This is a genomic window from Streptomyces sp. NPDC060209 (assembly GCF_042728155.1).
Lineage (GTDB): Bacteria > Actinomycetota > Actinomycetes > Streptomycetales > Streptomycetaceae > Streptomyces.
In genome coordinates this window covers 1-5,143 of record NZ_JBHWZS010000450.1, presented here as the reverse complement: position 1 = coordinate 5,143, position 5,143 = coordinate 1, and the positions used below count along the sequence as shown (strand labels likewise).

Here is a 5,143-nt window from a genome sequence, read left to right as displayed (position 1 = left end):
GGTCCGGCCGGACGCATGAGAGGGTCCGGCTCAACTCGCCGGAGACGTAACCCTCTACCCTTTTTGCACCCCCGCGAAAGGTGCGCCCAGAGCGCTCCCTGCTCTTGACAGAGGGGTGTTCGATTGCCGACACATCGGGCCGGGTCCGGCGGATTGTGTTGCTGCGAACCGGTGACACGCCATAGAGTCGCCAATCGTCGGCATGGTGCCACGCTGACCTATCGATAAGTTTCCTGGTCACATCCAAGGAGGTAAGACGACTTGTGAATGAGTCGACAATTACTCCCGGGGGTGGTCAACCAGGGATGCCTGCACGGGGTCTGAGCCCGATCGGGCTCGAGGCTGTCGGCTCCGTCGCTGTCCGCACCTTCGCCACCCACCAGCACATGACGACAGCCCCCCAGATGATGGACGGCCTACACGTGAACGCCATGGCCGGCAACGAAAGTGGCCGAGAGACCTCCCACTTCGCCGACTTCGCCGAGGTGCCCGAGGGGCACTTCTACGACCCCGATGCCGAATACGAGCCCGATCCGGAGTACGCGGCCACCCTCGCGCCCGACGCCGCCCGCCAGCGCCGCGAGCGGATCGGCCCGACCGGCCGGCCGCTGCCGTACTTCCCGATTCCCGGTCCGCTGACCGATCACGGCCCCGCGAAGATCATCGCGATGTGCAACCAGAAGGGCGGCGTCGGCAAGACCACGTCGACCATCAACCTGGGCGCCGCACTCGCCGAGTACGGCCGGCGCGTCCTGCTCGTCGACTTCGACCCGCAGGGAGCCCTGTCCGTCGGCCTCGGGGTCAACCCGATGGAGCTCGACCTCACCGTCTACAACCTGCTCATGGAGCGGGGCATGGCGGCCGACGAGGTCCTGCTGAAGACGGCCGTGCCCAACATGGACCTGCTCCCCAGCAACATCGACCTCTCGGCCGCCGAGGTGCAGCTGGTGAGCGAGGTTGCCCGGGAGTCGACGCTGCAGCGCGCCCTCAAGCCGCTGATGGCCGACTACGACTACATCGTGATCGACTGTCAGCCCTCGCTCGGACTGCTCACCGTGAACGCCCTGACGGCGGCTCACAAGGTGATAGTCCCGCTGGAGTGCGAATTCTTCGCGCTGCGCGGTGTGGCGCTGCTCACCGAGACCATCGAGAAGGTCCAGGAGAGGCTCAACCCCGAGCTGGAGCTGGACGGCATCCTCGCCACCATGTACGACTCCCGCACGGTGCACAGCCGTGAGGTGCTCGCACGCGTCGTCGAGGCCTTCGACGAACACGTCTACCACACCGTCATCGGGCGCACGGTGCGCTTCCCGGAGACCACGGTCGCCGGTGAGCCCATCACCACGTACGCGTCGAACTCGGTCGGTGCCGCCGCCTATCGCCAGCTCGCCAGGGAGGTGCTCGCCCGGTGTCACGCCGAGTGAGTCTGCCGGGGGCCGACGAGCTGTTCCGTACCACCGGGGGCATGGGCCTTCAGGCCTCGTCCCCCGCCGAGCGGCGACGCAAGGCGAACGGCGAGGCGCGGGTCCCCGCACCGGCCGGAGGAAGCGATTCGGCGGCCGACACCGGCGGCCGGGGCGGCGAACCCCCCAGCGGTGACACATCCGCCGGGGCGTCCCGGGAGGAGCACTCCGCGGCTGACGCCGACGGCGGTGGCTCGCGCAGCCGCACCGACGGGGACGACCGGGGCGCGGCCGGACCGCCCGGGACGCGTACCGCGCCGTCCCAGGAAGCTCCCACCGTCCAGCCGCAGCGGGGACGCGGGGGCGGGGGCGGGCGCGGAGCGAACCGCCGGCCCAGCGGCCGGGAACGCCACGACGAGAAGATCACCGTCTACGTGTCCGCCGAGGAACTGATGGACCTCGAGCACGCGCGCCTCGTGCTGCGCGGTGAGCACGGACTGGCCGTCGACCGCGGGCGCATCGTCCGGGAGGCCGTCGCCGTGGTGCTGGCCGACCTGGAGTCACGCGGCGACGCGAGCATCCTCGTACGGAGGCTGCGGGGCCGCTGACCGGTGCGGCGCCGGTAGCCTGCCGGGGGAGGGCCGCCGTACGGGCGGCCCCGCCCCGGGGCCCACCGCCCGCCTCCCGCCGCACCCCTGGACCCCAGCACATGCCGACTGCCGACGACCCTCCCCGCCCGACCCGCCGTGCCCTCGGCCGCGGGCCGGGGATACGGCCTCCCGCGGCTCCCGCGGCTCCTGCGGCGTCGTCCGAGGCCGCTGTGGCCCCGTCAGGGCCCTCGGCGATCGCTGAGGACGCTGAGGCCCCGGCGGTCCTGCTGGACGCCGCTGGGCCCGACGAGGGCCTTCAGGGCGCGGTAGCCCCGCCCACGGAGGCCGTGGAACCCCGCGAGGCCGCCCCCGGAGTCCTGCCGAGGACGGCCGGCGACGCCGGGCCCGGAGCCGTGTCGGAGGCCGTCGACGAGGCCGCCGCCGACGACCGGCGGTTCACCGTGCGGCTCGTCAACTTCGAGGGCCCCTTCGATCTGCTCCTCCAGCTGATCTCCAAGCACAAGCTCGACGTGACCGAGGTCGCACTGTCGAAGGTCACCGACGAGTTCATGGCACACATCCGGGCCATGGGACCGGACTGGGACCTCGACCAGACCACCGAGTTCCTCGTCGTCGCCGCGACCCTGCTCGATCTGAAGGCCGCCCGGCTCCTCCCCACCGCCGAAGTGGAGGACGAGGCGGACCTCGCCCTCCTGGAGGCGCGGGACCTGCTCTTCGCGCGACTGCTGCAGTACCGCGCGTACAAGCGGATCGCGGAGATCTTCAGCGACCGCCTGGAGTCCGAGTCCCGCCGCTACCCCCGCACCGTGGGGCTCGAGCCCCAGCACGCCGAGCTGCTGCCCGAGGTCGTGATCAGCATCGGCCCCGAGGGGTTCGCCCGGCTCGCGGTGAAGGCGATGCAGCCGAAGCCCAAGCCGCAGGTGTACGTCGATCACATCCACGCCCCGCTGGTCAGCGTGCGCGAACAGGCGGAGATCGTGGTGGCGCGGCTGCGGGCTGAGGGCGAGATCAGCTTCCGGGCGCTCACCGAGGACGCGGAGGACACCCTCACGGTCGTCGCCCGCTTCCTGGCGCTCCTGGAGCTCTACCGGGAGAAGGCGGTCGCGCTCGACCAGGAGGAGGCGCTCGGCGACCTCCTGGTGCGCTGGGCCGGGGGCGAGGTGACCGAACCGGTGGTCACGGACGAGTTCGACCAAGAGGTGCGCGAGCCACAGGAGGACGTACAGGCATGAGCACAGACGACGCCGGGCGCGACGCCGCGGTTGCCGGGCTCGACCTCAGGCCCGCGCTGGAGGCGGTCCTCATGGTCGTCGACGAGCCCGCCACCGAGGAACACCTCGCCAAGGTCCTCCAGCGGCCCCGCAGGGCCGTCGCGGACGCCCTGCGGGAGCTGGCGGACGAGTACACCGTCCAGCGCCGTGGATTCGACCTGAGGCTCGTCGCCGGGGGCTGGCGCTTCTACACCCGCCCGGAGTACGCGGAGGCCGTGGAGGGCTTCGTCCTGGACGGGCAGCACGCCCGGCTCACCCAGGCGGCACTGGAGACGCTCGCCGTGGTCGCGTACCGCCAGCCGGTCAGCCGGTCGAGGGTCTCCGCGGTACGCGGAGTGAACTGCGACGGCGTCATGCGGACCCTGCTCCAGAGGGGTCTCGTCGAGGAGGCGGGCGCGGAACCCGAAACAGGTGCGATCCTGTACAGGACGACGAACTACTTTCTGGAGCGCATGGGCCTGCGAGGCCTGGACGAGCTCCCGGAGCTCGCGCCCTTCCTCCCGGAGGCGGACGCGATCGAGGCTGAGACGCTAGAGGGTGTGCCGTCGTTCGATCCGGACGCACCGGACACCCCGGAAACTCACGCAGACGACAAGACGGATTTTTGATGCGAAGCAGTGGCAGGAACAGCGGAAGCGGCAGCGGCGGCAAGAGCGGCGGCGGCCGGAGCGGCGGCGCGGGCGGCAGGAACAACAGCGGCAGCGGCAGGAACAGCAACCCGAACCCCCGGGTCTCCGGCTCGGAGCGCGACGACAAGCAGGAGCAGCGCCCCCGCCGGCCCCGTCCCGAGGAGCGCCGCTACGACGTGGGCTCCGACAAGCCGGGCGGCGACGGCGGCCCGCGCAAGGGGCGCGGCGCGGCGGCCCGCGGCGGGGCCAAGGGCGGCCCCAAGCCCGCACAGAACGTGAGCAAGGGCGGACGCCGCGTGGGCGCTCCGTCCCGCCCCCGCGAGCTCGACGCCAAGATCGAGCAGCGCAACCGCGACCGTTACGCGGACAAGCCCGAGATCAAGACGCCCAGGACGCACCCGGGCGCCGAGCAGGAGGGCGAGCGTCTGCAGAAGATCCTCGCCCGGGCCGGCATGGGCTCGCGCCGGGCGTGCGAGGAGCTGATCGAGCAGGCCAGGGTCGAGGTCAACGGCGAGATCGTCCTGGAGCAGGGCATGCGGGTCGACCCGCACAAGGACGAGATCAAGGTCGACGGCCTGACCGTCGCGACGCAGTCGCACCTGTTCTTCGCGCTGAACAAGCCCGCCGGCGTCGTCTCCACCATGGGTGACCCGGACGGCCGCCAGAATCTCGGTGACTACGTGAACAACCGCGAGACGCGGCTGTTCCACGTCGGGCGGCTCGACACCGAGACCGAGGGCATCATCCTGCTCACCAACCACGGCGAGCTGGCCCACCGTCTGACGCACCCCAAGTACGGCGTGAAGAAGACCTACCTGGCCGCCATCCAGGGTCCGCTCCCGCGCGACCTCGGCAAGCGGCTCAAGGACGGCATCCAGCTGGAGGACGGGTACGCCCGCGCCGACCACTTCCGCGTCGTCGAGAACACCGGCAAGAACTACCTGGTCGAGGTGACCCTCCACGAGGGCCGCAAGCACATCGTCCGCCGGATGCTGGCCGAGGCGGGCTTCCCGGTCGAGCGTCTCGTGCGGACGTCCTTCGGGCCGATCCCGCTGGGCGACCAGAAGTCGGGCTGGCTGCGCCGCCTGACCAACACCGAGGTGGGCATGCTGATGCGCGAGGTCGGTCTCTAAGGACCGAGGGCATCATCCTGCTCACCAACCACGGCGAGCTGGCCCACCGTCTGACGCACCCCAAGTACGGCGTGAAGAAGACCTACCTGGCCGCCA

5 protein-coding genes are annotated in these 5,143 nt (G+C 71.1%); all 5 read left to right on the top strand.

Annotated features, from left to right (window positions below):
• Positions 1 to 305: 305 nt before the first annotated feature.
• Entirely contained in the window at positions 306 to 1,424 is a 1,119-nt protein-coding gene (locus tag ACFWFI_RS40815) for a ParA family protein (protein WP_387400722.1), read from the top strand.
• Positions 1,421 to 2,011 (top strand): hypothetical protein, encoded by a 591-nt coding sequence (locus ACFWFI_RS40810; protein WP_387400724.1) that lies wholly within the window; start codon positions 1,421 to 1,423, stop codon positions 2,009 to 2,011. Before ACFWFI_RS40815 ends, ACFWFI_RS40810 begins: the two co-directional genes overlap by 4 nt.
• Before the next feature lie 101 nt (positions 2,012 to 2,112).
• Positions 2,113 to 3,246 carry a segregation and condensation protein A gene (locus tag ACFWFI_RS40805; protein WP_387400720.1) on the top strand — a complete coding sequence of 378 codons (1,134 nt, stop codon included), beginning with the start codon at positions 2,113 to 2,115 and terminating at the stop codon, positions 3,244 to 3,246.
• On the top strand, positions 3,243 to 3,893 hold the full coding sequence (gene scpB, locus ACFWFI_RS40800; protein WP_387400718.1) for an SMC-Scp complex subunit ScpB: 651 nt from the start codon (positions 3,243 to 3,245) through the stop codon (positions 3,891 to 3,893). Before ACFWFI_RS40805 ends, scpB begins: the two co-directional genes overlap by 4 nt.
• Complete coding sequence (locus ACFWFI_RS40795) at positions 3,893 to 5,047, top strand: pseudouridine synthase (RefSeq protein WP_387400717.1); 1,155 nt, start codon at positions 3,893 to 3,895, stop codon at positions 5,045 to 5,047. Before scpB ends, ACFWFI_RS40795 begins: the two co-directional genes overlap by 1 nt.
• The last annotated feature ends 96 nt before the right edge of the window (positions 5,048 to 5,143 follow it).

Bases quoted from the DNA above. Each gene is read 5' to 3' on its own strand.
- ACFWFI_RS40795 (WP_387400717.1), top strand. From the start codon at position 3,893: ATGCGAAGCAGTGGCAGGAACAGCGGAAGCGGCAGCGGCGGCAAGAGC.
- scpB (WP_387400718.1), top strand. From the start codon at position 3,243: ATGAGCACAGACGACGCCGGGCGCGACGCCGCGGTTGCCGGGCTCGAC.
- ACFWFI_RS40805 (WP_387400720.1), top strand. From the start codon at position 2,113: ATGCCGACTGCCGACGACCCTCCCCGCCCGACCCGCCGTGCCCTCGGC.
- ACFWFI_RS40815 (WP_387400722.1), top strand. From the start codon at position 306: ATGCCTGCACGGGGTCTGAGCCCGATCGGGCTCGAGGCTGTCGGCTCC.